The 24,718-nt window shown below is 58.9% G+C and carries 24 protein-coding genes and 1 pseudogene; 12 read left to right on the forward strand and 13 right to left on the reverse strand.

The genetic code is table 11. The features are described 5' to 3' along the window. Positions 1-8 precede the first annotated feature (8 nt). The 3 genes and pseudogenes from purU to NE851_RS32450 all read left to right on the forward strand — a co-directional run. Positions 9-875 (forward strand): formyltetrahydrofolate deformylase, encoded by an 867-nt coding sequence (gene purU / locus NE851_RS32440; protein ID WP_097545346.1) that lies wholly within the window; start codon positions 9-11, stop codon positions 873-875. 302 nt (positions 876-1,177) lie between these two features. Continuing rightward, on the forward strand, positions 1,178-1,828 hold the full coding sequence (locus NE851_RS32445) for a TetR/AcrR family transcriptional regulator (protein ID WP_179867923.1): 651 nt from the start codon (positions 1,178-1,180) through the stop codon (positions 1,826-1,828). Positions 1,829-2,245: 417 nt separating this feature from the next. Then, a pseudogene (locus NE851_RS32450) lies at positions 2,246-2,353 on the forward strand (3-oxoacyl-ACP reductase); the annotation flags it as partial. A gap of 206 nt (positions 2,354-2,559) precedes the next feature. Here NE851_RS32450 and NE851_RS32455 read toward each other — a convergent pair. The 5 genes from NE851_RS32455 to NE851_RS32475 are packed head-to-tail and all read right to left on the reverse strand — an operon-like array spanning position 2,560 to position 7,160. After that, on the reverse strand, positions 2,560-3,792 hold the full coding sequence (locus tag NE851_RS32455) for an ABC transporter substrate-binding protein (protein WP_097545349.1): 1,233 nt from the start codon (positions 3,790-3,792) through the stop codon (positions 2,560-2,562). Next, positions 3,789-4,784: a branched-chain amino acid ABC transporter permease gene (locus tag NE851_RS32460; RefSeq protein WP_097545350.1), complete on the reverse strand. Its 996-nt coding sequence runs from the start codon at positions 4,782-4,784 to the stop codon at positions 3,789-3,791. The genes NE851_RS32455 and NE851_RS32460 overlap by 4 nt, the downstream gene beginning before the upstream one ends. Then, entirely contained in the window at positions 4,781-5,662 is an 882-nt protein-coding gene (locus NE851_RS32465) for a branched-chain amino acid ABC transporter permease (RefSeq protein WP_063474715.1), read from the reverse strand. The genes NE851_RS32460 and NE851_RS32465 overlap by 4 nt, the downstream gene beginning before the upstream one ends. Continuing rightward, positions 5,662-6,372 (reverse strand): ABC transporter ATP-binding protein, encoded by a 711-nt coding sequence (locus NE851_RS32470; protein WP_028757721.1) that lies wholly within the window; start codon positions 6,370-6,372, stop codon positions 5,662-5,664. Before NE851_RS32470 ends, NE851_RS32465 begins: the two co-directional genes overlap by 1 nt. Further along, on the reverse strand, positions 6,369-7,160 hold the full coding sequence (locus tag NE851_RS32475; protein WP_254962606.1) for an ABC transporter ATP-binding protein: 792 nt from the start codon (positions 7,158-7,160) through the stop codon (positions 6,369-6,371). Before NE851_RS32475 ends, NE851_RS32470 begins: the two co-directional genes overlap by 4 nt. 226 nt (positions 7,161-7,386) lie before the next feature. Here NE851_RS32475 and NE851_RS32480 point away from each other — a divergent pair, with 226 nt between their 5' ends. From NE851_RS32480 to NE851_RS32510, 7 genes are read left to right on the forward strand one after another with little or no spacing between them, the layout of a single operon-like run. Then, positions 7,387-8,577, forward strand: coding sequence for a cytochrome P450 (locus tag NE851_RS32480; RefSeq protein WP_254962607.1), 1,191 nt, complete (start codon positions 7,387-7,389; stop codon positions 8,575-8,577). A 5-nt stretch (positions 8,578-8,582) separates the two neighbouring features. Then, positions 8,583-9,602 (forward strand): amidohydrolase family protein, encoded by a 1,020-nt coding sequence (locus tag NE851_RS32485; RefSeq protein ID WP_254962664.1) that lies wholly within the window; start codon positions 8,583-8,585, stop codon positions 9,600-9,602. 28 nt (positions 9,603-9,630) lie between these two features. Continuing rightward, a complete protein-coding gene (locus NE851_RS32490; protein ID WP_254962608.1) occupies positions 9,631-10,560 on the forward strand; it encodes an ABC transporter substrate-binding protein in 930 nt (309 codons plus the stop codon). 21 nt (positions 10,561-10,581) lie between these two features. Next, positions 10,582-11,250, forward strand: a complete 669-nt coding sequence (locus NE851_RS32495) for a 4-carboxy-4-hydroxy-2-oxoadipate aldolase/oxaloacetate decarboxylase (RefSeq protein ID WP_183903967.1) — start codon at positions 10,582-10,584, stop codon at positions 11,248-11,250. After that, a complete protein-coding gene (locus NE851_RS32500) occupies positions 11,243-11,797 on the forward strand; it encodes a cupin domain-containing protein (protein ID WP_254962609.1) in 555 nt (184 codons plus the stop codon). The genes NE851_RS32495 and NE851_RS32500 overlap by 8 nt, the downstream gene beginning before the upstream one ends. Positions 11,798-11,799: 2 nt before the next feature. Beyond that, on the forward strand, positions 11,800-13,041 hold the full coding sequence (locus tag NE851_RS32505) for an NAD(P)/FAD-dependent oxidoreductase (RefSeq protein WP_097545355.1): 1,242 nt from the start codon (positions 11,800-11,802) through the stop codon (positions 13,039-13,041). 34 nt (positions 13,042-13,075) lie between these two features. Then, positions 13,076-13,396, forward strand: a complete 321-nt coding sequence (locus tag NE851_RS32510; protein WP_127431897.1) for a 2Fe-2S iron-sulfur cluster-binding family protein — start codon at positions 13,076-13,078, stop codon at positions 13,394-13,396. A gap of 476 nt (positions 13,397-13,872) precedes the next feature. On the opposite strand, the gene pntB is transcribed toward NE851_RS32510, so the two are convergent. The 7 genes from pntB to NE851_RS32545 all read right to left on the reverse strand — a co-directional run bounded on the left by pntB (position 13,873) and on the right by NE851_RS32545 (position 21,281). After that, positions 13,873-15,246 (reverse strand): Re/Si-specific NAD(P)(+) transhydrogenase subunit beta, encoded by a 1,374-nt coding sequence (pntB, locus tag NE851_RS32515; RefSeq protein ID WP_127431896.1) that lies wholly within the window; start codon positions 15,244-15,246, stop codon positions 13,873-13,875. A gap of 22 nt (positions 15,247-15,268) precedes the next feature. After that, positions 15,269-16,843 carry a Re/Si-specific NAD(P)(+) transhydrogenase subunit alpha gene (locus NE851_RS32520; protein WP_127431895.1) on the reverse strand — a complete coding sequence of 525 codons (1,575 nt, stop codon included), beginning with the start codon at positions 16,841-16,843 and terminating at the stop codon, positions 15,269-15,271. 23 nt (positions 16,844-16,866) lie between these two features. Beyond that, positions 16,867-17,994 (reverse strand): S-(hydroxymethyl)glutathione dehydrogenase/class III alcohol dehydrogenase, encoded by a 1,128-nt coding sequence (locus NE851_RS32525; RefSeq protein WP_168333712.1) that lies wholly within the window; start codon positions 17,992-17,994, stop codon positions 16,867-16,869. A gap of 400 nt (positions 17,995-18,394) precedes the next feature. After that, positions 18,395-18,979, reverse strand: a complete 585-nt coding sequence (locus NE851_RS32530; protein ID WP_097543267.1) for a YceI family protein — start codon at positions 18,977-18,979, stop codon at positions 18,395-18,397. Positions 18,980-18,998: 19 nt separating this feature from the next. Continuing rightward, a complete protein-coding gene (locus NE851_RS32535; RefSeq protein ID WP_254962610.1) occupies positions 18,999-19,853 on the reverse strand; it encodes a hypothetical protein in 855 nt (284 codons plus the stop codon). Between the two features lie 403 nt (positions 19,854-20,256). Further along, positions 20,257-20,874, reverse strand: a complete 618-nt coding sequence (locus NE851_RS32540; protein WP_052213400.1) for a TetR/AcrR family transcriptional regulator — start codon at positions 20,872-20,874, stop codon at positions 20,257-20,259. A 56-nt stretch (positions 20,875-20,930) separates the two neighbouring features. Then, positions 20,931-21,281 carry a DoxX family protein gene (locus tag NE851_RS32545; RefSeq protein WP_097543269.1) on the reverse strand — a complete coding sequence of 117 codons (351 nt, stop codon included), beginning with the start codon at positions 21,279-21,281 and terminating at the stop codon, positions 20,931-20,933. Positions 21,282-21,420: 139 nt separating this feature from the next. Here NE851_RS32545 and NE851_RS32550 point away from each other — a divergent pair, with 139 nt between their 5' ends. Both NE851_RS32550 and gfa read left to right on the forward strand, forming a co-directional pair. Continuing rightward, positions 21,421-22,527: an alcohol dehydrogenase catalytic domain-containing protein gene (locus tag NE851_RS32550; RefSeq protein ID WP_063473983.1), complete on the forward strand. Its 1,107-nt coding sequence runs from the start codon at positions 21,421-21,423 to the stop codon at positions 22,525-22,527. Between the two features lie 93 nt (positions 22,528-22,620). Next, on the forward strand, positions 22,621-23,187 hold the full coding sequence (gfa, locus tag NE851_RS32555) for an S-(hydroxymethyl)glutathione synthase (RefSeq protein ID WP_254962611.1): 567 nt from the start codon (positions 22,621-22,623) through the stop codon (positions 23,185-23,187). 279 nt (positions 23,188-23,466) lie between these two features. Here gfa and NE851_RS32560 read toward each other — a convergent pair whose 3' ends face one another. After that, complete coding sequence (locus tag NE851_RS32560) at positions 23,467-24,525, reverse strand: LacI family DNA-binding transcriptional regulator (protein ID WP_047616954.1); 1,059 nt, start codon at positions 24,523-24,525, stop codon at positions 23,467-23,469. Between the last annotated feature and the right edge of the window lie 193 nt (positions 24,526-24,718).

Consider the following 24,718-nt stretch of genomic DNA (forward strand, 5'->3'; position numbering starts at 1 on the left):
TTTATGCAATGAAAACAATCTCCGAGCAGCAGAACTTCGTCTTGACTTTGTCATGTCAAGACAAGCCTGGAATCGTCGCCGCGGTGACCTCTGAACTTGCAGCGCTCGGCGCCAACATTTCCGATTCCAATCAATTCTGGGATCGTGTCTCCAACACCTTTTTCATGCGCATCGCGTTTTCTGTCCCGACAGCGGTCACGGAGGCCATGGTTCGTCGTGCACTGAAATCTCCGATTGAACGGTTTTCCATGAAGCTCGAGTTGATCGACGTCGGACGGAAGCCGCGGATCATCATCATGGTTTCGAAATTCGATCACGCGCTCTTACATCTGCTCTACCAAATCCGGGTTGGCTGGTTGAACGCGGAGGTTGCGGCAATCGTTTCAAATCATGAGGACTGCCGCCCGACATCGGAGCGTGAGGGCGCACCTTTCCATTACCTGCCGGTAAACAGCGATACGAAGGCTCAACAAGAGGAAAAGCTCCTGACGCTGATGAGCGATGCGCAATCGGATCTGATCGTCCTGGCGCGCTATATGCAGGTTCTGTCGACGGAGCTTTCGAGCCGCCTGTTCGGAAGGATTATCAATATTCATCACTCTTTCCTGCCAAGCTTCAAGGGAGCCAAGCCCTATCATCAGGCCTTTGAAAGGGGTGTCAAACAGATCGGAGCCACGGCGCATTATGTCACTCCTGATCTGGACGAAGGGCCGATCATCGAGCAGCAAGTCGAGCGTGTGCATCACGCCATGGGCCCGGAGGATCTTGTCGCGACCGGCCGCGATATTGAAAGCCGAGTGCTCGCCAAGGCCGTCAAATTGCATCTTGAAACCCGTGTCATGCTCAATGGCCTGAAGACTGTGGTCTTCCCGTAGGAGGGTCATCCGCGAGATCCAGGCTTTGGCGCTTAAAACGTAAGGCGTCATGATCAATCCTTCCGAAGGCGGCAACTGTTGCGGCCGTCGAAAGCAGGTTCATGGCACGATGTCGCACATCTTGATCGCAGGCAGTTTACGTCCCGATGTCGGCAGAACTGCTTGCATCAAAACAGTATTTTCTCATGCTTCGAACGGAGCTGATCGGTAAGATTTCCAAAAATCCCATGCATTGTTCTGAAAATGGTTTCGTGACATGACCGGCCTATATACGCTGCGATTGAATGAGGAATCGAGCAGGCATGGCGACGAAAATAAGCCCGGAACGGCGTGCGCAGATCGGCGTGGAGAAGCGTGCGCGTACCCGGGCGACTATCCTTTCAGCGGCGTTTCATCTGCTTGGCCGTCCAAACGGGAGGTCAACGCGTATCGAAGAAGTGTGTGGGATCGCCCTCATCTCGCGGGGGACCTTTTACAACTATTTCTCTGACATTGACGAGCTGTTCGAGGTGCTCACCTATGAAATGAGCCATGAGTTCAACGTTGCAGTGCAAGAGCTCATGCGAACACTTCCTATCTGCGCGATGCGGGTTGCGCTGGCCATCCGTTATTACCTGCATCGCGCGCGCCAAGATCCTTCTTGGGGTTGGGCGATGGTCAACCTTTCCAGTGTCGGGCCCATTTTCGGTTCGGATACGTTCCAATACGCAACGGCGTCCGTTCAGGAGGGCATCGAGTCGGGCGAATTCAAATTGCAAAGCGTCACGATCGGGCGAGATATGATGATTGGCACCGTTCTCGCGTCGATGACAACGCTTCTCCGGCAAGAGCAGGAGCACGATCATCCTGAAAAGGTCGTGCGCCAAATTCTGTCAGCCTTTCAGGTGCCGCCTTCCATCATCGACGACTGTGTGGCGATCGAATTGCTCGATTTGCCACTCCAAGTGCCTTGAATTTTAGGGCAGCATGCAGCGAGGTTGGAGCGGGGCTTTGACGGGTGATGAGGATGTGCGGGTCATGGCCTGAGTTCGCAGCGCGTTGACGAGTTGGAGGAAGAGTTGCCGCCCCATTTGGGGATGGGCAGATATCCACGCTGCGATCAGTAAGCCGTGTTCAAATGAACAGGTGGAATGCCAAGGCGAGGTGACCGCGCGGTATGTCAATTGCGCGGTAGCGCCTGCGAACGCGAAACAACGGCGTCCCCATCGCATCCAACATGGAACCAAGAGGAGCTTTTGCACCGAGAGTGTCGAGGGGTTCGGGTCACCGTCGAAGGTTCGTTCGATGATGCGGGCTTTGCCGGTTACGTCGCCCGTCGGGTTGAAGATCGCCATCTGTCCCTTCCGCAGGGAGCCGCATCACGCCTCCGCAGCGCCAGCAAGGTTCTCGACGCCCGCGTCATCAACAAGGAGGAGTGCACCTCCAGCATCATCGTCAACCTGACGGCGGTGTTCAATCTCACGCAGGGCCGTTATCCGACTGACGAGTGAATTCCAGGCCTGCTCCTTAGTACCAATCGGGACGTACGAATGCATGACGACCAAGAGCGCCGTCCTGCCGCGAAGATGTCGACAATTCCCGCGCTCGTCGTTCAACTATGGGACCGGGTAAATTTTGCCGCCCATGCTTGCCAAATCTGCCTCACCTGTGTGGGCGCCGGTTGCCGGCACCCACTGGTAGGGAGCTATTCGTATGTTTTGCCTTCAAAGTCCAAGACGCCACCGAGCGGTGCGTATTCTTGGCCATCGAACTGGTATAGCTGGAGTGCCTCCACGGGGTAGATGTCGGATCCTTCCTTGGTTGTCATTGTGATGCCCTCTTGGAGCAATGGGTTCTTCCAACCGTCCATGTTGTGAACGACCTTCATCAGCTCTTCGCGGGTGGGGTCCTTGAGCTTTTCGAGGGACTGGACGAGCGTGTCGCCAATTGCATATCCGGTCTGGCCAATCGTATTGGCGAAGACGAAGTTCACCTTGGCTGCTTTTATGGCGTCGAGATAGTGATCGACGCCTTCGTCACCGGATTTCTGATTGCTGGTGATCGGCTTTAGGAAGTCGGAGGTGATGATACCCTTGGCATTTTCCAGGCCGACTGACTGGAGAACCGGATACGCCGATGACAAGTTGGTGACCAGGGTTAAAGGCTTCCAACCGCTTTCGGACTGGAAACGGATGGCCTCGCCCCCCTGGCGGGGCGCGGCGATAATAACCAATGTATCAGCGCCAGAAGCTTTCAGAGTATTTAGCTGGGTCTCGACAGTGGGGTCCTGCGATGTCACCGGCTGGCGTTCGATCACCTTGATGTTCGTTCCGTCGATTGCGCTATCGAAGGCCTTCATGAAGGTTTGGCCCGTCTCCGTGTTCAGATACAGGAACGCCACCTTTGCGTCGGGCTTGTTGATCTGAAGATACGCAGCAAATGAGTCTGCTTCGGTTGAAAACGACGGTACGAAGCCAACCTCCCACTCGGGTGCGTTCAGGGAGACGACACCGGAATACATGAAAACGTTCGGGACTTTCTTCTGCGTGATGTAACGGCCGATCGCCAGATTGTTTGGCGTCGCCGCGGTGCCGACGAGAGCAAATACCTGATCTTTCTCGACCATCTTGCGGACATTCGCCAAGGTGCGCTGGGGATCAAGGCCATCATCTTCGATGATGAGATCGATCTTGCGGGTCTTGCCGTCGCCCATCTTAACGCCGCCTTCGGCGTTGGCCTGCTCGACGCGCGCTCGTATGCCTTCGGCGACACCGCCGACGACCGCGACCGGTCCAGTCAGTGGTCCCGTGACACCAATTTTAATGGTGTCGTCGGTAACACCCGGCGACGATTCCGCAGCATTGGCGTTGCTTGCCGCGAGCAGTGCCGCGACAGCCAGCGGCATTGCGCTCCCTTTCAGCATAGAAATAAATCTCATATCAGTTCCTCCCTTGTTTCAATTTGGCGTCGGCTACTCGCCATCCTCCGAAAAGTCATCGAGAGCCATTTTTCGATGAAGCCAGTGACCCCATTGCGCGCGACCATCATGATCAGGATGAGCGCGAGGCCGTAGATCAGGTTGCCGAGGCTCAGGTTGATGTCAGATGCCCAGGTCGGGACGAAGACCATGAACAGACCGCCGAGAAATGCTCCGACGATACTGGTAGCGCCGCCGACAATGCTGCCGATCACGATGTTGATGGACAGGATTGCCAGGAACGACTCCGGGCTGATGAAACCACTGATGATCCCGAACACTCCGCCGCCGAGTCCCGCGAGCGCCGAACTTGCGGCAAATGCCCAAAGGCGAGTACGTGTCAGGTTGATGCCGAGCGCTTGGGCAATCTGTGGATTGTCCCGCTGTGCCCTGAGCGCGCGCCCGTTGTCGCCGAAGAGCATTAGCGAGACAAGCAGGGCTCCGATCCCCGCGCAAGTGAGCGATATGATGTAGAGCCACAACTCGGGATTGTCCGGCATGAAGCTCGGAGGTTCGAGGGCATCGATCGGAAGCCCCGACACTCCACCCGTCAGGCTCCCCATCTTGAGCAGCAATTGCGGGAACGCGGCCGCGATACCAAATGTCACGATGGCAAGCTGCAAGCCCTGAAGCCTGAGTGCCGGAAGGCCGATGGCAAGCCCGACGACGGCCGCCACGGCTGCAGAGACAGGCAACGTTACGAGCGGCGAGATGCCGTAGGTGGCATTGAGGATCGCCGTCACGTAAGCGCCGACGCCGAACAGCGTTCCCTGCGCAAGGCAAATTTGGCCGGCGAACCCCATTAGCAGGTTCAGACCTAAAATGGCGATAGCGTAGGCGATCGCGATCGCCACCTGCTGAAGTGCGTATCCCGGCACAAAGACTGGGATAAGGATCGCGACGATCGCAAAGAGACCGAACTTGAGAGTCGCCGCGCGGAATCCGTCATTCATAGTTTTGTCACCTTGTAGGATCCGAACAGGCCGACGGGCTTGACGAGCAGGATGATGAGCGTGAGGGCGATCGGCACGGCGATGCGCATGTCGGCGCCGACGAACGAGAGGTAGCTGGCACCCAAGCTCTCGGCGACGCCGACGGCGAGGCCGCCAACGATTGCGCCAAGCGGACTGTCCCAGCCGCCGAGCGTTGCTGCAGCGAGCCCGTAAAAGAGGATTGGCGTCATCATCGTCGGGCTGAGGAAGAGCCGAGGGGCAATCAGGATTGCGGCAAGTGCCCCAATAATGGCGGCAAAGCCCCAGCCCAACATCAGCATGCGTTCGACATTAACGCCGACAAGTACGCTTCGGGCATGGTCGAAAGCCGCCGCACGCATCGATAGGCCAAGCCTGGTGAACCGGAAGATAAAGCCCATCGCCAAAGCGATAACAAAAAGGATCGTTAGCGTGCCGATGGCGGAAGCGAGCACGCGAACGCCGCCGATATCCAAACCGCCGTCAGGGAAGAGGCTTGGGAACGAGAGTTGTTCGGCGCCCCACATCCACATGCACGCCGCTTGGAAGAGGACGAGGATGCCAAGGGTGATGACGACGACCGCCTCCACGGGAGCGCTCATCATCGGCCGGATAATCAAGCGGAAAGTCACAATCCCAATAGCAAACGCCATAATGAGGCTCGCGAGGACGGCGAGCCAGAGCGGCGCACCCCATTGCATCAACTGCCAGGCCACATAGGCGGAAAAGGTCGCCATCTCGCCCTGGCCGAAGTTGACGACGTTGGTTGCCCTGAAGATGAGGACGAGCGCCAGGGCGAGCGCCGCGTAAATTGCGCCCGTGGTCAGGCCGCTGACGACGAGCTGGAAGAAGAGGCTCATCAGGCAACTCCCAGGTAAGATTTCTTGATGTCTTCGTTGGCGATCAGCTCGTTTGCCGCACCGCTCGCCACAATCTGGCCGGCCTCGATAACGAAGGCCCGGTCGGCATATTGAAGGGTGATGTCGACATTCTGCTCGACCACGAGCAGCGTCATGCCGTGATCCTTGTTGAGCGTCTTGAAAATCGCCAGGATTTCCTGAGTGATCGAAGGGGCGAGCCCGAGCGATGGCTCGTCGCACATCAGAAGCTTCGGACGAGACATGAGCGCGCGTGCGACAGCCAGCATCTGCTGTTCCCCACCGCTAAGGTTTCCCGCAAGCTGATCGCGCCGTTCACGCAGACGCGGGAATGTCTCGTACCAGCGGTCCTTGTCCTCTCTCACTTGTGATCGGTTCGACACGATCGTTGCCCCGAGGGAGAGGTTTTCATCGACCGTAAACTCGGAGAAAGTCCCGCGCCCCTGGGGTATGTGAGCAATGCCGAGCGCAAGGCGCTTCTGCGCGACGATCTTGTCGAGCGCCATTCCAGAAAAGGCAATCGAGCCTTTGAAGGGGAGCAGTCCGGAAACGGCACGCAGCAGCGTCGTCTTCCCAGCCCCGTTGGAGCCGAGCAGGGCGACAAATTCGCCTTCTCCCACTGAGAAAGAACAGTCGAACAGTGCCTGCGTCTTGCCGTAGAACACGGAGAGGTTCTTGAGATCCAGTGTCATGCCGCCTTCCCGAGGTAGGCGGCAATCACCGCGTCGTTGGACTTGATTTCGGAAGGGGTGCCTTCGGCCAAGTTACGACCCAGATGCAAGACAACGATCCGGTCGCAAAGGCTCATGACCAGCCCCATGTGATGCTCGATGAGAAGAATGGAGAGGTTCCGCTTGCGTCGGATGCCATCGACGAGCGACCCAAATTCGTGGACCTCGCCGTGCGTCAGTCCGCCGGCGGGTTCGTCAAGCAGAAGAATTTTAGGCTCGGCGGCAAGCGCGCGAGCGATCTCCATACGCTTCTGCAGGGGATAGGAAAGCGATCCGGCCGCGCGCGCGGCGAGCTCGACCATGCCGACCTCTTCAAGCACCGCCATAGCCTTCTCGCGTGCAGACCGTTCCTTCGCCCTTATCCGAGATGGAGCGAAGATCGCTTGAGCGAACTTGCCGCCAAACCGGTGATGCGCCCCGAGCATGACATTCTCCAGAACGGTCATCGAGCCATAGATGCCGAGGTTCTGGAAGGTCCTCGCGATGCCCATTCCGATCATCTCGCGTGAACCGACGCCTTCGAGTGGCTGACCGCCAAGCATGATCGATCCGCTTGTGTAATTTACGAGCCGGGTCGCCGCGTTGAGAAATGTCGATTTGCCTGCTCCGTTCGGCCCGATCAAGCCACAGATTTCTCCTGCCTTCACGGAAACCGACACATTGGTCAGGGCTTTGACGCCGCCAAACTGCACGGAGACATCCCGCGCCTCAAGCACAAGGCGCACCTCGGCGATGCTGCTGTTGCTCACTGATTTCCTCCCTTCCGAAGCGGTCTCTCCACGGCCTGTCGATTTCTCTTGTTGACAGCCAACCTCGCTTTGGATACCTATCAGTATCCGAAGACGTTTCGGTATGTCAAGCATCAATCGCGTGGCGATTGCTCCAAAGGAACGTCCTGAAAATGCATGCCGCCGGGTTGGAGAACATGGTGGCGGATTGGCGAAGACCCCGCGACGCGGGTGAGGGAGGAAATCAATGACGGGAACGCACACCGAACTGACGGGCGAAAATCTCTATAGGGATCCCTATCCCGTCTACGCGAGGCTACGCGCCGAGGAGCCTGTGGCCTTCTTCGAAGGGACGAAAGAATATTTCATTACGCGGTTCGACGACTGCCGCACGATCGGCGGCAACGACAAGGTGTTTGGACCGTCGGCCTCAGCGGACCGTCCGGAAGCTCGCGTCATGGGCATGCCGAACGTCCTGACCATGTCTGGTGAAGATCACCAGTGCCTCCGCCAGGGTATCGACGAAAATCTCACGCAGGAACGCGTGCGCTCGTTCGTCGAAGGTCTGACACGCCCGGTCGTGCAGCGTTACATCGACTCCATCAAGAAGAATGGCGAAGCGAACCTGACGACGGAACTCTTCGAGCCAATCTCGGTGCGATGCATTGGCGACGTCATCGGCCTGACGGAGACGCCAAACGAAACCCTCGTCGAGTGGTTTCACGCGATGGCGCTCGGCCTGCAGAACGTCAGCAATGATCCGGCCATATGGAAGCGACTGGACGACGCGCTCGCCGACATAGACAAGCAGATGGGCGATCTTTACCAGGCGTGCCTATCAAAGCCCAACCACTCGCTGCTCAGCCATGTCATGTATGGCGGCATGGCAAAGGGCGAGGTTCGCAGCTGGGAGGAGATTTCTCCGACCATGCGCGTCATCATCCTTGGCGGTCTCCAGGAGCCGGGGCATGCGGCGGCGAATGCCTGCACGGGTCTTCTTTCGAATCCCGACCAGGCGAAGCTTATGGCCGAGCAGCCGCAGGAAAACGCGATGCGCGCCTTCGATGAGGGCTTGCGCTGGATCGCCCCGATCGGCGTAACACCGCGCATCGCCAAGGAAGATTTCGAGATCGCCGGAACGGTCATCCCAGAGGGGGCATCCGTCGCTATTGTCATGGGGTCGGCCAACCGCGATGAGACGCGTTTCGAAGATGCCGACCGTTTCGACATGTTCCGCAAGAAGAAGCAGCACCTGTCATTCGGCTTCCGTCCGCACTTCTGTTCCGGCCACTTCCTGTCGCGTGCGATGGGTGAGATTGCGCTTGCCGAGGTGTTCCGGCAGTTGCCCGATCTTCGTCTCGATACTTCGCGGGAGATCACAGGCAAGGGCTGGCGGTTCCGTGGCATCTCCGACCTTCCTGCGAAGTGGAATGGATGATGTCTTTGATCATCGACTGCCACGGCCACTTCACGACGGAACCACCAGAGCACCATGCCTTCCGAACGGCGCAAGTCGCCTATGCGGAAGGCAAGTCCTCCGAGCCGCCGATCTATCCGGGGATACACGACAAGCAACTGCGCGACATTATCGAGGCGAACCAGCTTAAAATTCAGCGCGAGCGCGGTTCGCACGTGACGCTTCTCAGCCCGCGCGCCTCCGGCATGGGTCATCACGTGCCGGGACCGTCGGTCGCCAAGGAATGGTCGCGCCTGTCGAACGACAATGTCGGCCGGATCGTCGACATGTTCCCGGATAATTTCGCAGCCGTCTGCCAGCTTCCCCAAACAGTTGATGGCGACCTGTCTGATGTCATCGAGGAGTTGGAGCGCTGCGTCGAAAGCGGCTTTGTGGGCTGTAATCTCAACCCCGACCCGTCAGGCGGACGTTGGAGCTCGCCGCCGATCTACGATCCATGGTGGGACCCTATGTGGGAGGCCATGGTCGCCCTCAGGGTCCCCGCGATGATCCACGTTTCGAGTTCCTGCGAGCGGTGCCTTCACATGACGGGTGCGCACTACATCAACGCGGATACGGCGGTATTCATGCAGTTGATTCAGGGAGAACTGTTCGAGCGCCATCCGGAACTCAAGCTTATCATACCGCACGGAGGCGGGGCTGCGCCGTATCACTGGGGCCGTTATCGCGGCCTGTCGATCATGCTCGAAAAGCCGGGCCTCGACACGCACCTCATGAACAATGTGTTCTTCGACACCTGCGTCTATCACCAGGCGGGCATCGACACGCTCTTCCGCGTCGTCGACACCAAGAACATCCTGTTCGGCTCCGAGCTGCTCGGTGCTGTGAAAGCGATCGACCCGGAGACGGGGCACCCGTTCGACGACACCAAGAGATACATCGACCAGCTCACGCTTGATGACGAACAAAGACACGCGGTCTTCGAAGGAAACGCACGTCGGGTCTATCCGCTTCTGGATGAGCGGTTGCGCAAGCGCGGCCTTTGAAGCCTCGAAATTGTCAGGGAGAAAACATATGGCTTCCAGCCAAAGTCTCAGCCTCGCGGGCGGGGCGCAAGGGTTCAACTGGCTCCCGGTCTTCGTGGCTGAAGAGCATGGAATTTTCGCCAAGCACGGGCTGGTGATCGAATACAAGAAGATGGGCACCGTCGACAAGGCGACCACCGCGGTTGTCGAAGGCGAGGCCGATCTTGCGATAACGCCACCTGAAGGTGCCGTCTCGAACTTCGTCAAAGGCGGCGAACTCAGGGTCATCGCCTCGAATTCCAATCGCCTGCCGATGTCGCTGGTCGCTCAGCCTTCGATCAAGAGGATCGAGGACCTCAAGGGCAAAAAGGTCGGCACGTCGTCGCTGACAGAGGGCACGGCGATCTACACCCAGATGCTGCTGTCCCAGGAAGGCCTGCGGTATCCCGGCGACTACGAATTCGAACTCGCCGGCATCCACACCAAGCGCTGGGAAGCCCTGCAGACGGGGGAAATTGACTGCGCCCCGCAGCCCGCGCCATGGAATTTCCTGGCTGAACGTGATGGCTACAACCTGATCGGCGAGATCAATGATGTCATCCCCGAGATCGTCTTCGCCGCTGTCATTGGCCGCAAAAGCTGGTTGGATCGTAACCGTGATGTGGTCGGCCGTTTCCTCAAGGCATTGTTCGAGGCCTATTCGATCACGAACGACCCGAGCCGCGAAGAAATCACGCTTCCGATTTTCCAGCGCATTACCACGAAGGACGACACCGAACTCGCCTCGCGCGGCCTCCACTACATGCGCGACATGGGTATGTGGCCCGGCGATTTGTCCATTCCGCAACGTGCCATGGATACCACGGTCGACTTGATGATCCGCGCCAACCTGCTTGACGGATCAGCCAGATCCAGCGCCGCAGGCGTGTTTGATCGCAGTTTCCTCCAAGGCGCGGTCGGCTGGTTGAATCACGTTTGATTCCATCTCGAGAGGTTCCCAATGAAGGTAATGACCAAGACACCGCGAACGGATCGCGAGACATGCGAAGCCTTGGGTAAGCTCGGCGTCGCTACAGTCCATGAAGCGCAAGGCCGGAAGGGATTGCTGGCCCCGCATCTGCGCCCCGTGATCGAGGGCTCGCGCATCGGTGGCACGGCGCTCACATGCGAGGTGCCACCGGGTGACAATTGGATGATCCATGTCGCGCTTGAGGTCGCGCAGCCTGGCGACATCCTGGTCGTCACACCAACTTCGCCGTGCACGGACGGATATTTCGGCGATCTTCTCGCGACATCGTGCAAGGCTCGCGGAATTCTGGGACTCGTGATCGATGCCGGCGTACGCGATGTCGCTGACCTGCGGTCCATGAACTTTCCCGTTTGGTCGAAGGCAATATCGGCCCAAGGCACGGTCAAGGAGACGCTCGCGAACGTCCAAGTCCCCGTGGTCTGCGCCGGAGCCTACATCGAACCCGGCGATGTCATCGTCGCCGACGACGATGGCGTCTGTGTCGTCAAGCGCGATGAGGCCGCGATGGTCCTCGAAAAAGCGCGCCAACGCCAGAAAATGGAAGACGAAAAGCGCGGTCTCTACGAGAGAGGCCAACTGAGCCTCGACATTAACAACATGCGTCCGCAGCTTGAGGCGAAGGGCTTGATCTATGAATAGGGCAACGCAACTGCGCATACCCCGGCGCGTCGTCACAGGGATTAGTAACGGCAGGTCAGTGTTCATCAGCGACGGCCCCGCACCCAATGCCCATGTGTACGGCTCTGTGCCGGGCCACCTTACCTCGGTCCTTTATGCAACTTCGGCTAAACCCAGCCTTCCGCAAAGTCATGCGGAGCAGGCGCCGCCGCAAATCCTGATCACCCCCGAACCGGGCCAGACGAAGCTGATGATCGTCGTCTTTCCGCCAGACTCGGTATTCGCAACCATCGATCCAGCGGCCGCGGTTGAGGAACAGGCGATGCACATCCCCGGCCTGATCCAGGCGTTCGAGCCTGATGCACCCGGGATGCACACTACAGATACCATCGACTATGACATCGTACTCGACGGTGAAGTGTGGCTTGAACTCGATGACGGCGCCGAAACGCTGCTGAAGCAGGGCGACGTCGTCGTCCAATGCGGCACGCGCCATGCCTGGCGCAACAAGGGCGACAAGCCCGCGACCATGTGCTTCGTCCTCATCGGTGCTGAAAGAAGGTCGTGACAATGACGCAGGAGCATCACAATGGCTTCTTCGACTGCATCATCGTCGGCGGCGGACATGGCGGCTCACAGTCAGCGGCGGCGCTCAGGCAGTCCGGGTTCACCGGACGCATTGCCCTGATCGGCGCTGAGGCGGAAGTTCCCTACGACCGCCCTTCGCTTTCGAAGGAATATCTCGCAGGCAAGAAATCCTTCGAAAGGATGCATCTGAGGCCGGGGGACTTCTGGACCTCCCGGCAGGTGGAACTGATGCTGGGCAGGCGTGTGACCACCGTCGATGCGGCAGCCCATGTCGTCGTCACCGACCTGGGCGAACGCTTCTCCTACGGCAGGCTCGTGTGGGCGGCTGGTGGCGAACCGAGGAAGCTTTCCTGCTCAGGCAGCGAGTTGGCCGGAATCTGCTATATACGCAACAAGGCAGATTGCGACGCGCTCGTCGAAGGCCTTCCCGGCGCCGAAAGGATCGTGATCGTCGGCGGCGGTTATGTCGGTCTCGAAGCGGCAGCCGTGTTCCGAGAGATCGGCAAGGAGGTCACTTTGGTCGAGGCGCTCGACCGCGTGCTCGCGCGCGTGGCCGGGGAAACGGTATCGAGGTTCTACGAAGCTGAGCATCGCGCACATGGCGTCGACATCCGCCTCAACTGCGGTGTCGGTTCGCTGGAAGGTTCCAACGGCCGCGTCAAGAACGTGGTGCTTGCGACCGGCGAGAAGATCCCAGCCGATATCGTCGTGGTCGGTATAGGCATTGTCCCTTCGGCCGGCCCACTGATCGAGGCGGGCGCGGAAGGCTCAAACGGTGTGGATATCGATGAGTTATGCCGGACATCCCTGCCGGACATTTACTGCATTGGAGACTGCGCCCGGCTTAGACATGGCCGCGGTATTCGCATTGAATCTGTGCAGAACGCGACGGATCAGGCGACGACTGCCGCGAAGGCGATCTGCGGCGAACTCAAGCCCTACGATGCAACGCCCTGGTTCTGGTCCAATCAATACGATTTGAGAATGCAGACCATCGGTCTCAACTACGGCTTTGACAGCGTGGTGACGCGCGGCAATCCCTCCAGTCGGAGCTTCAGCGTTATTTATCTGAAGGACGGGGCGGTTCTGGCCCTCGATTGCGTCAATGCATCCCGCGACTACGTGCAAGGACGAAAGCTTGTCGATAGCTCAGCGAGGATCGACCGCGACGCCTTGGCGGACACATCGAAACAACTCAAGGAACTTGGCCCAGAAGTGCTGTGAGGCATTCGAGGTCCGAATGAAAGTGGAGGAAAAAATGTCTATGATATCAGTGCGTACGCGAGATGGAGAGCTGCATAGTTTCGAGGGAAGGGTGGGCGCGTCGCTGATGGAGAACATCCGAGGCGCGGGCTTTGATGAGCTGCTCGCAATGTGTGGCGGGTGCCTTTCCTGTGCCACCTGCCACCTCTACGTCGAGGAGCTACCGAAGAGCGCAACTCTGGCAGAGCCCTCGATCGACGAGAGTGAGTTGCTGGAAGGCTCCGACTACCGCCAAGAGAACTCGCGGCTTTCCTGTCAGATCCCCTTTGACGAGACTCTCAGTGGAATCGTCGTTCGCATCGCCCCCGAAGATTAACAATAGATCCGCTCGCATCACGGGCGGATCTCGAGGACTATTTGCCAATGCTGCCGGGCTAACGAGTCAATGCCCGGCGGACGAACCTGACGACCCAACATCCCTTTATTCGATCGGCTCAGCCTGCAATTGGCCCTGTGCCATACTTCGCCATCCAGGGTAGATCGTTCGAGCCGCCTTAACCGCATGTGGGCGTACCCGTCTCAGCGCTGTCGCGCGCTGACGACTGGGGAGGCGGTCCGCGCCCCTCAATCGGGCCAGATTTCGAGATCGCCAGCGGCCCTGCTCCCAAATCCTTTGTCGCGCAACCCGTATCCATATGTCGATTGCCACTTTCGCTATCGCATGGTCATGGTCGGACGAATTTGGGAGGGGCCGAGCGCACAACGGCGAGCCTGCCGTGACGGGCTTACGGCTGGCGCGCACATGTTTCTTTGAGAAAATGTCTCCAGTCGGAAGCGGAGATCATCAAGCTCTCAGGCCAGCTTCGGAAGCAGGCCGTTGACCGACTCCTTGGCGTCGCCGTAGTACATGCGGGTGTTTTCCTTGAAGAACAGGGGGTTCTCGATACCGGAATAGCCGGTGCCCTGGCCACGCTTGGAGACGAAAACCTGCTTGGCTTTCCAGACCTCGAGCACGGGCATGCCTGCGATCGGCGAGTTCGGATCTTCCTGTGCCGCCGGATTGACGATGTCGTTCGAGCCGATGACGATGACGACATCGGTTTCATGGAAGTCGTCGTTGATCTCGTCCATCTCCAATACAATGTCGTAAGGGACCTTTGCTTCCGCCAGCAGGACGTTCATGTGGCCGGGCAGCCGACCTGCGACCGGATGGATCGCAAAGCGCACCTGCTTTCCGGCGGCGCGCAGCTTGCGAGTGAGTTCCGAAACCGCACTCTGGGCCTGCGCAACCGCCATGCCGTAACCCGGAACGATGATCACCGAGTCGGCATCGTTGAGCGCTGCGGCAACACCTTCGGCATCGATGGCAACTTGTTCGCCCTCGACGACCATCGTCGGGGCCGAGGCATTGCCGAAGCCGCCGAGAATGACCGACAGGAACTGGCGGTTCATCGCCTTACACATGATGTAGGAGAGGATCGCGCCCGACGAGCCGACGAGAGCTCCGGTTACGATCAACAGGTCGTTGCCGAGCAGGAAGCCCGTCGCCGCGGCCGCCCAGCCGGAATAGGAGTTGAGCATCGAAACCACGACCGGCATATCGGCGCCGCCGATGGCCATGACGAGATGAGCGCCGATGACAAAGGCGATCAGCGTCATCAGGTAGAGGGTCCATGCACCTGCGCCATTCATGTACCCGATCATCAGCACAAACGACCCGAGCACCATCAGGATATTGAATATGTGCCGGCCGGACAGGATAAGTGCCTTGCCGCCGATATGGCCAGAAAGTTTGCCATAAGCGATGATCGAGCCGGTGAAGGTTACCGCACCGATGAACACGCCAAGGAAGATTTCCACTTCATGGATGATCTTTTCCGCATTGGTGGCGAACTCATGTGCCGTCATGTCGGAGTTGACGCCGATCAGTACCGCAGCGAGGCCCACAAAGGAGTGTAGCGCCGCCACGAGTTGCGGCATGCCGGTCATTTCGACGCGCTGTGCCAACAACGTGCCGATGACAGCACCAAAGGCAAGCATGATGATCAGGACGACGGAAAGCCCGACGCCCGGCCCAAGAATGGTCGCGAGCACGGCTATTGCCATGCCTGATATGCCGTACCATACGGCGCGCTTGGCGCTTTCCTGACCGGAAAGACCGCCGAGCGAAAGGATGAAGAGAACGGATGCGGCGATGTAAGCCGCGGTCTGGATACCGATAGACATAGTTCTATACCCCGGGCTGGCGTCACGACTTTTGGAACATGTTCAACATGCGCCGCGTGACCATGAAGCCGCCAACGATGTTGATGGTGGCGATCGCCACCGAAACGGCGGCAAGGGCGGTCACCAGCCAGCCGCCTGCAGTGACCTGCAGCAACGCACCGATGATGATGATCCCGGAAATCGCATTGGTCACGGCCATCAGCGGCGTATGCAGCGAATGGCTAACACCCCAAATGACCTGGAAGCCGACGAAGCAGGAAAGCGCGAAGACGATGAAGTGGCCCATGAAGGCCGACGGTGCATAGGCGCCGATAAGCGCCATGAGAACACCGCCGACGACGAGCAGGCCGACCTGCTGCCGCGTTGCCGACTTGAAGGCGGAAGCTTCTGCTGCACGCCGTTCTTCCGGCGTCAACTCCTTGGGCTTTTCTTGTCGTTTCTGGGCTGCAATCGCCTGGATCTTCGGCGGCGGTGGCGGATAGGTGATCTCGCCCTGGAACGCCACAGTGGCTCCGCGAATAACATCGTCTTCCATGTTATGGACGAGAACGCCATCCTTCTTCGGCGTCAGGTCCGTCATCATATGGCGGATGTTCGTCGAATAGAGGGTCGAGGCTTGCGCGGCCATGCGGCTCGGGAAATCGGTATAGCCGATGACGGTGACGCCGTTCTCAGAAACGATCTTCTGATCCGGAACAGTCAGGTCGCAATTCCCGCCGCGTTCCGCCGCAAGGTCGACGACCACGGAGCCCGGCTTCATCGCGGCGACCATGTCGGCAAGCCAGAGCTTCGGCGCGTCGCGGCCCGGGATCAGCGCGGTGCTGACGACGATGTCGATGTCCGGCGCGATCTCGCGGAACTTTTTCAATTGCGCTTCGCGAAATTCGGGGCTCGACGGCGATGCATAGCCACCCGTCGCCGCGCCGTCCTGCTGCTGTTCCTTGAAGTCGAGGAAGACGAATTCGGCACCCATCGATTCGATCTGCTCGGCCACTTCCGGTCGAACGTCGAATGCATAGGTGATGGCGCCGAGCGAGATGCTGGTGCCGACGGCGGCCAGACCGGCGACGCCGGCGCCAATGACCAGAACTTTGGCTGGCGGGATCTTGCCGGCCGCGGTCACCTGGCCGGTGAAGAAGCGGCCGAAATTATTGCCGGCCTCGATCACGGCGCGATAGCCGGCGATGTTGGCCATGGAAGACAGCGCGTCCATCTTCTGGGCGCGCGAAATGCGCGGCACCATGTCCATGGCAACCACGTTTGCGCCGGTCGTCTTCGCCTGCTCGAGAAGCTCTTTGTTTTGCGCAGGATAGAAGAAGGAGATCAGCGTCTTGCTTGCCGAAAGCCTTGCTAGGTCGTTCGCTTCGGGCGGCCGCACCTGAGCGATGACGTCTACGCTTGCATAAAGTGCGTCAATGCTGTCGACGACCGTAACGCCAACTGCGCGATAGGCGTCGTCGGAGAAGCCGGCAAGTTTGCCGGCGCCCGTTTCGATGGCACAGTGATATCCGAGTTTCTGAAGCTGGGTGGCGCTGTCCGGCGTCATCGCGACGCGTGCTTCCCCCTCGAACCGCTCTCGTGGCGAACCTATAAACATGTCACTCCCCATAATGCGATTTGTCAGTACACGACGACGCCGCGGATGCTCTTGCCGGAATGCATCAGCTCAAAGCCCTTGTTGATGTCTTCGAGCGGCATGGTGTGGGTGATCATCGGATCGATCTGGATCTTGCCCTGCATGTACCAGTCGACGATCTTCGGCACGTCGGTGCGCCCGCGGGCGCCGCCGAAGGCGGTGCCCATCCAGTTGCGGCCGGTGACCAGCTGGAACGGACGGGTGGAGATCTCCTGGCCGGCGCCGGCCACGCCGATGATGATGGACTTGCCCCAGCCGCGATGGCTGGCTTCCAGCGCCTGGCGCATCACCTTGGTGTTGCCGGTGCAGTCGAAGGTATAGTCGGCGCCGCCGATCAGGTCGCCGTTGCGTTTGGTCAGGTTGACCAGATAGGGCACGATGTCGTCACCGACCTCCTTCGGATTGACGAAGTGGGTCATGCCGAACTTTTCGCCCCATTCCTTGCGATCACTGTTGATATCGACGCCGATGATCATGTCGGCGCCGGCAAGCTTCAGGCCCTGCAGCACGTTGAGACCGATGCCGCCAAGGCCGAAGACGATCGCCGTCGAACCGATCTCGACCTTGGCGGTGTTGATGACCGCGCCGATGCCGGTGGTGACGCCGCAGCCGATGTAGCAGATCTTGTCGAAGGGGGCGTCGGGATTGACCTTGGCAAGGGCGATCTCCGGCAACACGGTGAAGTTCGAAAAGGTCGAGCAGCCCATATAGTGATGGATCTTGTCCTTGCCGATCGAGAAGCGGCTGGTGCCATCCGGCATCAGCCCCTGGCCCTGGGTCGCGCGGATCGAGGTGCAGAGATTGGTCTTGCGGGACAGGCAGGAATAGCATTCGCGGCATTCAGGCGTGTAGAGCGGAATGACGTGGTCGCCCTTCTTGACCGAGGTGACGCCCGGGCCGACATCGACGACGATGCCGGCGCCCTCATGGCCGAGGATGGCCGGAAACAGGCCTTCCGGATCGGCGCCCGACAAAGTGAAATCGTCGGTGTGGCAGATGCCCGTCGCCTTGACCTCGACCAGCACTTCGCCGGCCCGCGGCCCTTCCAGCTGCACAGTCATCACTTCGAGCGGTTTTCCGGCCTGAACGGCAACGGCGGCGCGAACGTCCATGGGTTTCCTTTCGATTGTTACGAAATTTGCCGCGGCGCGGCCTGAGTGCGAGTGTTACGTCGCAGATGAATGAGGGAGATTTTGATCGGCCGTTGTCACTCCGGATACGGTCGAGCTTGGCGGCGCGGCCTCACCACAAACGAGGACTGCAAACGAACGCATGTAAAGATCCTCCCGATGCGCGCTAACGGCTTTATCCCTGCCTTCCAGCAAGCGCTATCTCTCGTTAACATACCATTTCGTATTTGCATACCAAAAAGTATCTGAGAAGCCGGAAAAACCAACTCGGCTGCCTATCTCAGGCCGGACGGCATAAGGGTTGCGCCCATACGGAAAAATACCGTCGCTTTGTGGCGACGGTATCCTTTCGGGAAGGGACTCTACGGTCCGGATTGTTTGATCAGCCTTGGTGCTCGCGGCCTTCCACCTGAATCACGAGCTCGACCTCATCACCGATCATTCCGAGCGCTGCCTTCATGCCGAAATCGCTCCGCTTCACCTTGGTTGTCGCGCTGAAGCCGACCACGTGGCTTTTGTCCCACGGGTTCTGGCCTTCCTTATTGAACTTGACATCCAGGGCAGCGGACTTGGTGACCCCGGCAATGGTTAGGTCGCCAATAATTTGTCCCGTGGTGTCGGAGGTTTTCTTGAATTCCTTGCCGACGAAGGTGATTTCCGGAAATTCCGTCGCATTGAACCAATCGGCGCCCTGTATGTCGCCGTCGCGCTGCTTGTTGTTCGTCGAGATCGAACCGACCGCGACTTTGACATCAAGGCTGCTTCCCTCGGGCTTCGTGGCATCGAATTCGAAAGCGCCTGAGAATTCCTGCGCGACGCCAATCACTTTCGAGAAGCCGAGGTGATCGATGTAAAACGCGATCCCTGAATGGACCGGGTCGATGTCGAATTTGGTGGCCCAGGCGGGCGACACTGTTCCGGCGAGCGACGCCATCGAAAGCAACAAAGCTGCAAGTCTGTATTTCATTTTCATTCTCCTCCTCATGTTAAACTGGAAAACTCGATCCATAGTCCAGGAACGCGACAACGACCGCCAACGCGGCCGGAAGCGCAGCCAGGGCGATATGGACGAAAAGGCGCGGAAACTGCCGAGATACAGCAAGCAGCCGGCAGATACCCTCCGAGAACACTGGCAGCACAACGCAGAGGCCGAGGATCGCGATGGCGATGGGATCGGCTTTGCGCGTGATCAATACCACGGTGTAAGCGACGGAAATCAGTCCACCCAATGCGCCGGTCGCCGAGGCGCCGCCAAAGCGGAAAACGGGATTGATGATGTGTATCAGGAGAATTCCCAGGCAACCTGCTACGAGCATCAGACAGAGCTGAAACGAAGAGGACGATGCACCCAGAAGGGCAATCGGCGCGAAGCCGAGCGCGAGCACGGCAACGACGCCGCCCCGCTTTACGTCATCCTCCGCGCGAACCGACGCCCCGCCCAAGGCGAGCCACACTATAGCCACGCCAGCCGTTGCAGCTGCCGCCACTTCCCACGTCGCCACTCCCAAGCGGGGCAGGCCAATATAGAATGCGGCCGCCACCGGCTGAAAAAGGGACACAACTCGAACCGCGCGTTGGGCGGCGATCTCGACCGCGAACCCGACTGCCGTCCCGATAACAATCACATAGAATACCTTGTTGACCGCCCCGACAGGCGGAAAAGCCGGCACTTTGTTGTAGACGAGCCAATAGGCTGCCAGCAATGCAGCAGGCATTAGGAGGTCAGTGGGGCGCATCAGGCGGCGCCAGCGCATCAGGCCCGACGCGATAATGCCGACGAGCACCATGGCGAGCAGGGACGCGGCCAGCGCCTCCTGCGGGGAGTTGCCAAATCCAAACATGCGAAGTCTTCCGAATTGCGAGATGTATATCCTGCAGCGCCAGCACGCTGACGCGTGGCACCCGGCGCCGACAAAACCGGTGCCTTAGCCTCCGGCTTGCGTGCTTCGACAGCTCACTGTCATCTTACCTTTGCTCATAATCCCCCCATAGCCCGCATGCTCCTCAACAGCGGTCGCCGCAGTCTGTAGCTTAAATACCGTATGGTTTTCACATACCAAATAGACTTTGAATGAAACCTAGTCTTTGAATTTTTAGATGTCAAGCTTGCTATAGGCGCAATGTGGGTGCTTCCCCCCGCAGCGCCGCAGCTTCGACGATCAACAGAATGTTGACAGGTCAAGTGCGTGCGGGACGACTAAGGCAGAGCCGCCCGTTTCTCATGTCGACGGCAGATGGCCTCTGTCAGGCTTTTGCAGGGACACCGGGCGTGGTTGCCCGCGACGAGCGGTACATGTCTCGCAAGACGACCCGGACCATGTCCCCAGGCGCTCCGTCCTTGAGGAAGCTCGAAATACCGCCATAGGTGAGCTCGAGAACGATACCGCCGATATAGAATGGGCTCGCAGGAGGCTGCATAACGAGATCCAACTTGTCGATGAGGATCTTACCTACGCCTTCCCATTGATCCCGGAAAAGCTTGATGTGACGATCTCCCAGCGTGTGATCATGCTGTGCCATGCGCAGCAGCTCGATCGCCAACATCCCCCACTTGCGGTCATCTCCGCGATTGTTCGCCCACGTTGCGAGAACGTCGATGAGGTCCATCGGGTCATCACATTTCCCGAGAAGTTCCGTCAGTTGGACCACGTCGCCACCGGCATTGCCGGCGAGGAGTTGGAGGAAGATGTCTTCCTTGTTGGCAAAGTTCGAATAGAACGCTCCTTTCGAATAACCGGCCTCCTCGGCGATCCGCTCAATCGAAGCCCCAGCGTAACCGTAGCGTGCCATGACTTCATACGCCGACGCTAGAAGCTTCTCTTTCGTTCGAGCCTGACTTTGCTCACGTGTCAGCCGTGCCATTCGCAATTCCCGTTCTCGCGTATCCAGACACCGAGGCGTACCTCAAAATGCAGTGATCATACAAGAGCCGTTAGCAGACAAATGAGTGCCCAGAAGATCGGATACTCCGGCCCCATCTTCTGCCAGCGCCAGTTCATGCCGTTGATCTTCACGACCGCGTAGCCGGCCCCGAGCAATACCGAGGCACCTACGACGGCTGCAACCCTGGGGTAGATAGTAAAAGTCATGCCCACTGCGGCACATGCCTCAGCAACCATGGTAAGGCCCACGAAAAGTCTTCCGGGCTTGAAACCCGCCGCTTCGAATGTACTCCCGGCTTTCTCATAGTGCAGGCCCTTGCCGATGAGATGCGGAATGAACCAGACGCCGCAGAGAATGCGGAGCCAGTCAACCAAAACGAAATCCATTTCTCCTCCTTGACGCCGGCTCCGCCGGGTCGGCGAGGATAGTTGCCATTCCCCGCTTGCCTTTTCAGATACTAAACGGTATTCACAATCCATATAGGATGTCAATACGACGCAATCTTTGAGTTTGGGAGGAATACCAATGGAACTGATGCGTGCCGCCCGGCTTCATGCCGTGGGTCAGCCGATGAGCATTGATGAGGTCGAGCGTCCGAAGGCCACCGGAAGTGACGTGATCGTCCGCGTGAAAGCCTGCGGAATGGTTCCGAATCTCGCGAATGTTCTGGCCAACTGGGAGACTTGGTATCCGCAGATGCCATTGCCGCCACGGCCCGCGATTCATGGCCTCGATCCAAGTGGAGTGGTTCACGAGGTCGGTCCCCAAGTGGTCAGCATTAAGCCGGGCGACAGGGTGTACGTGAATCCCGGCCGCTTCTGTGGTGCATGTCATCATTGTTCTTCGGGCAAGCCGCAGGCCTGCGAATATTGGACGCTTGGCGGTTACTTCGGCTACAACCAAAAAAGCATGGATATGTTCGCCCGTTATCCTTATGGCGGGTTCGGCGAATTCATGCTCGCACCGCAGGCTCAGGTCATCAAAATCCCCGACAATATGACGTTCGTCCAGGGTTCCCGTATGGGCTATCTCGGCACCTCCTATGCCGCGCTCAAAAAATGCGGTCCGCTCATGGGCAAGACTCTGATCATCAACGGCGCCACTGGGACGCTAGGCTTGGGTGCAACGCTGTTCGCATTGGCGATGGGCGTTGCCAAAATCTACGCCGTGGCCAGGGGCGAGACATTGCTCAAGCGGCTGAAAGCGATCGCGCCGGACCGGATCGTCACGTTCTCGAACGTGAAGGGATCCTCGGGAGCTTTCGTCAAGGAGCAGACTAACGGGAGCGGCGCGGACTTGATGCTTGATACGCTCGGCGCCAAGGCGCCGCTCGACTCCATGCTGGACGCCATGGGTGGCGTCAAACGGGGAGGGCGCGTCGTCAATATCGGCGGCACGTCTGGGGCTTTGCCCGTCGACGTCAAATGGTGGATGGACGAGCAGATGGAATTGATCGGCTCGGTTTGGTTCACGGCCGCAGAAGGGGTGGAGATTGCGGCGATGGTCGCAGCAGGGATCATCGACATGTCGGTCATGTCACCGATGGTTTGGCCGCTGGAGAGGATCAATGAAGCCATTTCTGGTGTCGGAAAGGACGAAGGCGGCTTCACCTACTACGCTGTCGAACTGTAGCGGAGTTCCAATCGAGCGGCCTAATCGCTGATCGGCCACCTGCCGATCTGAAAGCCGGGCACAGTTGTCTGGCCAAATAGGAGGAAAGAAGCAATGGCAACCATACACCCTTATGTCGATGGGGGATTGAAAAAGGGCGGCGGCCCGTTCGCTGGAGGCACTCTCGTATGTGAGTGCACGACGAACCCTGTAAAGGTGAAGATCAACGGCGATATCGCCCATAATCATGCCTGCGGCTGCACCAAGTGCTGGAAACCGGTAGGCGCAAACTTCTCGATTGTTGCAGTGGTACCCACGGAAGCCGTGGAAGTCGTTGAGAACGGCGATAAGCTCACGGTCGTCGACGCAACAGCCCTCATCCAGCGACACGCCTGCAAGGAGTGCGGTATCCATATGTATGGGCCGGTGGACCGGGATCATCCGTTCAAGGGCTTATCCTTCGTCCATCCTGAGCGTTTCGAAGAAGAAGGATGGGCGGAACCCGGATTTGCCGCTTTCGTATCCTCAATCATCGAGGCTGGCTATGACCCCTCGAAGATGGATGCAATCCGTGAGCGTCTCACCGAGATGGATCTTGCGCCTTATGACTGCCTCTCACCTGGTCTGATGGACTACATCGCCACGTGGACGGCAAAGAAGAGCGGTGTCCTGGCGGCTTAGATCGCAAAGAGCCGGACAGCGGTCCGGCTCCCAACCGGAGCCAGTTCAGAAAAGTTCCATAATTCAGCTTATGCCGCAAATTGTTCTAGCGGGGGTGGGTTCAAGGATGAAGCGTCCTGTTTCTGCAAAAGTTGGAATGTCACTCTCCCCGAGTCTGAACGAGATCTGGGAGACGAGCGGATGGGATTGATAGCGACTTGAATACGTGATGACGGCGTCGTGTCTGGCGATCAGGCATCAAAGAATTCGGGGCCGTCACCTCGAACGAGACAGGACGCATTACTCGATATCCTTCAACGCATCGAGTGGGCCGATCAGCGCCGTGCGCGGCGGCACGAGTGTCGGCTGCACCAGATGCGTGATTGCCGGGCCGCGATCCGCATCGAGGATCGCAAACCCCCTGGTGATCATCGCCTCGCTATCCTGCCGGATCATGAAGACGGGGAAAGGCAGGAAGGAGCCGAAGGGATCGTAGTCGTAGCAGCCGACGATGATATCGGCGAAGGTCTCGTGCGGATGCAGCGCGAGGAAGCGCATCAGCCCTTCGAGATTGATCGAGGAATTGACGAAAAATGCGCGTGGCAGCTTTCCGTGGCCTTCGTAGAAGGCTTCGAAGGCGCGGGCAGTCATGGCGGGGGAATAGCCGGTCGGCTGGATGCAGATGTCCGGATCCGCGCCCAGCAGGGCGCGCTTTACGTCGCGGAAACCGCGAATTCGCTCATGGCTGGCATGGTCGTTGCGGCCGCCGAACAGGTACAGATCGTCGGGCGAAAGCGGGCCATCCTCCTGTGCGCGCTCGATGATCGCCTGTGTCAGCATGCGCGCACCTTCATAATTGTCGCTGATGATCGACGGCGCCAGCGTGCCCGGCAGATCGATGTTGACGTGCTTCAGCCCCGCCTTTTCGCAGACCTTGTGCACGCCATCCGGATCGGTCGCGCCGGCGATGAACAGCTCGTCGATAGAATAGGAGATCAGCGTCTCGACGACCTGCCGCTCCTCCTCCGGGTCGCGACAGGCGCTGACGACGAGCGGGCACTGGCCGCGGCTTCGGACCTGCGCCTCGAAAGACTGCGCCATAGAGGAGAAATAGCGGTTGTCGTGCACCGGCAGGAGAAGACCGACGAGGCCGGAGCGGGACGACCGCAGGCCACGCGCCTGCAGATTTGCCTTATAGCCGTGCTCGTTCGCCAGCTTCTGAATGAGCTGGGCTGTCGCCTCTTTGATACGCCGCTTCCGCCAGCTTCCGTTCAGCACGGCGCTCACGGTGGAAGGCGACGCGCCCGATAGGATCGAGAGATCGTAGATTGTCGCCTTTTTCTTGCTGATGTCCGTCATTCCCAGCCTTTCCTCTATCGTTCCCTTAGAAACAAACCCCTCTTGACGAAAGCCCCACCTTGATCGATAGTTATTGCACCATCGATTGTGCAAAAAAGAAAGATCGATTGTGCAGGATGGTTCGCCGGAGGAGGCGAGACGGGAGGCAAGGGTATTCCCTCGCCATGAAACAACCAGGAGCAACCTGCCGTGA

The organism is Rhizobium anhuiense bv. trifolii (assembly GCF_024346605.1).
GTDB classification, from domain to species: domain Bacteria; phylum Pseudomonadota; class Alphaproteobacteria; order Rhizobiales; family Rhizobiaceae; genus Rhizobium; species Rhizobium anhuiense.